Source organism: Acetobacter oeni (genome assembly GCF_011516825.1).
GTDB lineage: Bacteria > Pseudomonadota > Alphaproteobacteria > Acetobacterales > Acetobacteraceae > Acetobacter > Acetobacter oeni.
The window spans coordinates 1-3,276 of sequence record NZ_WOTA01000073.1; the positions used below are offsets into that span (position 1 = coordinate 1).

Genomic DNA, 3,276 nt, shown 5'->3' on the forward strand with positions numbered 1-3,276 from the left:
TTCAGGCCGGCCTGCCCGTAATCCTTCACTTTCGTCACATTCAGCGTGATCGTGGTGACGCCGTTCGTCGTGGTGGCCGTGCAGGCGGCGAGGCCGGCAATGCCTGCGAGGACAGTAGCGTTACGGAGAAAGTTGCGGCGAGAGAGTGTCATGGCGTTTTTCCATAAAAAAAGCCGCCCCAACTGGAGCGGCTTGTGGATTATCGGTATTCCAGATGCGACTATGCACCAAAACCACAGAGTATTACTCTGCCGTATTTACGCTGATTCGGGAATGTGGACGTGTCTGGTTATCTATCTGCGACTGCAAATATCGCTGAAATATTAACAGCTGTTATTGCTGTATGGTTCTGGATAAGAACAGTATATAAGGCAAAGAAGGAGCAGCAAGAACTCTGCAAGTATCTCGCAGCCGAGTATCCTAAAAAACGCAATAAAGACGATGGAGGAGATCGAAGCTTACTACACTTAGTTGCTGCTCTAAAGATGACAGAAGATGAAATCATCCAAGCAGCTTTCCATAGCAATGATATAGAAATACGCTTAACACACTCAGCGGAGACAGGGCGGGCAGATATAATAACTTTTTCTTTAAGACGCGATTATTAATTCTGATTTCGACTCAAAAATTCTTCTCGTGCTTTCTGTTTATTGATTTCTGGCCGCAAAATGAAAAAATAACCCACAAAGCTGCCCAACATCACAGGTGCGCATACCACTAGAATAATAAGAAATATATCATATGACATCAGGTTCCCCCGCATTGTCTTTAACTGTCCTTACTTGCCTCCCCGGCTTCGTCTGGTCCGGAGGCAGCCCCAACGCCGCCGCCGCTTCATCGCGCGGCAGACTCACCGGCGCCATGATCGCCTTCCTTCCAGGCTGATACGCGTTGGCATTCCACCCCCGCGCCTGCGCGATGGCGGACACGATCTGGTACACCGGAGCCCACCTGCTCCCGGCGTCAGGCGGCTTCCAGAACCGCATAATCAGAGCGCAGGACGCAATCGCGAACGTCACAATGCTCGCCGCAGTCCCGAGGTATTCCGTCGGGATCAGCGACAGGACATCGCTGAAAATAGTGTCTGAGTTCATAAGGTTACCCAAAGAAAAACCGCCCCGGAGGGCGGCTGTAAAAACAACGAGTGATTATGCGATCGCTCGGAACACAAAAGATCTTACGCCAACAGTTCAGACTTCGACGTATCCATCCCTCCTGAAGTAATTATCAGGAGGAACGGTGTCCGTTTGTGCGCGTCAGGGAATGAGGGCATCTAATATAGTCTCCCATGATGAATTGACAATCCGTTAAGGACTACGGTCAGTCACCATCCATTGGGGGGGGAGCATATCTTGTGTCGTTAGATTGCTGAGTTTAACGTCCGCCTCACAATCAACGGGGTATCGACGTGGCGAAAATTGACGTTCTGATGTCTGTTTACAACTGCGAACGTTATATTTCTGAGACGTTGGCGAGCATTCAAGCGCAGACTATCAAAGACATCCACATTATTATTGTGGATGACGGGTCAACAGACCGGACCGGAGAACTCGTCGCGAGAGCCGCTAACAACGACGAGAGGATCATCTATCATCGGCAGGATAATGCCGGGATTGTCTCGGCACTGAATGCTGGTCTCCAATATTGTAAAGCTGAATTCATTGCCAGGCATGATGGCGATGATATTTCTTACCCAGAACGGTTTGAGGCAGAGCTTGCCTATCTTGAAACTAATCCGGACTGCGTGGCGGTAAGTTCAGTTGCCCGGCACATTGACGAAAATGGGCTTCACCTTGGAACAATCTCGACACGGAAAGATCTAACGGCTGCCGATTGTTTTTCTGTCCCAGCTGAGGAGCCATACTTACTTCAACCAATGCTGATGCTGCGACGCTCTGCTCTGGAAATGGTGGGGGGATATCGAAATATATCTGTTGCAGAAGATTCAGACCTTCTGTGGCGTTTAAACGCTATCGGCACAATGCACATCATCTCCGACCCGCTGGGCGACTACCGGGTACATAATGCAAGTGTGTCAAGTCAGTCCGTTGTGCACGGCAGACGCCTTGCCGTGTGGTCGCAACTTGCTGCCATATCTGAGCAGCGCCGACTTACAAAAACAACTGATCTTAACTTTTCTTCCGAACTAAAAATACGCATTGAGTCAGCGATGTCGCTTGCTGATATGGCATCCGCGGTGCGAGAATTACTTACAGAAGTCGAAATAAATTGGTTCGGTCTGGCAGTGTCAGCAAAGCTCCTTGAGATTTGTTACTATAGACCATATGAACCTGAAGGGTCAGACATAACCTTCATTCGTCACGTGACCAGTTCAGATGAGAATACTTCGCGCTGTTTCAAATATGCGAAATTAAAAGAGGACATCCTTGCCGCAGCCATCAGGCTAACGCTTGGCGGTCGCTGGAAGGACGCCCTAAAACTTCTGCCGCCAGAACGTTGGCCGGTTCTTTTTGCCAGAGCTGTATTCCGAGTGGCGTTTCCCTCGTCGGTAAAAAGCATAATTAAAGGGTTTACTGTAAAAAGAAAATCTCCAACCCGGGATATATTTAATCGGTTTGCTGATTTTCTTGAGCCATTACCGAGCCTTGAAGGGAAACCCCAAGTATATTGTCCGCCAGATTCATTGCTGGATGGAAAACCCTCGGTTGCCTACCTGATCATGGCTCATTCTCAGGATAAACAGCTCGAGTGCCTGGTTAACGCGCTCCTTTCCGATCCGCGGTCTCGCGTTTACATACACATGGATGCCAAAACCACCGTTGATCAGCCTTTCAATTTCAAAGACTCATTTCGCGTCATGCTGGTTGCTGACAGGATACGGGTGAACTGGGGAGGCTTCTCAGTTGTAAAGGCTACGCAGGCTATTTTAAGAGCGGCACTCAGCGACAAACGCAATGAGAGATTTGTTCTCCTGAGCGGCGCTTGCTTTCCGACTCAGTCTCCATCCGCGGTCAACGACGAACTTCTGAGAGGGGAAGGTAATCTCTTCTCCGTGTGGGGACAAATTGGTCCGAACAATCTTTCATCTGAAGGATTTGGCCGTTACGTTGTGTCAAAATTTCAGCCGTGTGACATCGGGGTTTTGAATCCAAAAAAGAGCATTTTTCATGCTCGATTATGGAATCTCTACAAAAAGATCGCCTCTAAGTGTCTGACCGAAAATGAGTTGAGTGATTTCAGCGGGTTATGATTCATGGGTTTGCGATAACCTGATGAGATCAAGATGGCCTGGACTGAAATCACCCGAGCGCAGTA

At 48.9% G+C, this 3,276-nt stretch carries 4 protein-coding genes; 2 read left to right on the forward strand and 2 right to left on the reverse strand.

The genetic code is table 11. The annotated features are described in order from the left end of the window. On the reverse strand, positions 1-152 hold a 152-nt coding region (locus GOB90_RS18550; protein WP_173572216.1), incomplete at its 3' end, for a twin-arginine translocation signal domain-containing protein. Positions 153-281: 129 nt separating this feature from the next. On the opposite strand from GOB90_RS18550, the gene GOB90_RS18555 reads away from it, so the two are divergent. Beyond that, entirely contained in the window at positions 282-608 is a 327-nt protein-coding gene (locus GOB90_RS18555; protein WP_146893112.1) for a hypothetical protein, read from the forward strand. 129 nt (positions 609-737) lie between these two features. Here the strand turns inward: GOB90_RS18555 and GOB90_RS18560 are convergent, their stop codons facing one another. Continuing rightward, positions 738-1,094: a hypothetical protein gene (locus tag GOB90_RS18560; protein ID WP_146893110.1), complete on the reverse strand. Its 357-nt coding sequence runs from the start codon at positions 1,092-1,094 to the stop codon at positions 738-740. A 314-nt stretch (positions 1,095-1,408) separates the two neighbouring features. On the opposite strand from GOB90_RS18560, the gene GOB90_RS18565 reads away from it, so the two are divergent. Further along, the gene (locus tag GOB90_RS18565) at positions 1,409-3,211 is read left to right on the forward strand and encodes a glycosyltransferase (RefSeq protein WP_173572217.1); all 1,803 of its coding nucleotides are present in this window, start codon (positions 1,409-1,411) and stop codon (positions 3,209-3,211) included. Positions 3,212-3,276: the final 65 nt, after the last annotated feature.

Bases quoted from the DNA above. Each gene is read 5' to 3' on its own strand.
- GOB90_RS18560 (WP_146893110.1), bottom strand. From the start codon at position 1,094: ATGAACTCAGACACTATTTTCAGCGATGTCCTGTCGCTGATCCCGACG.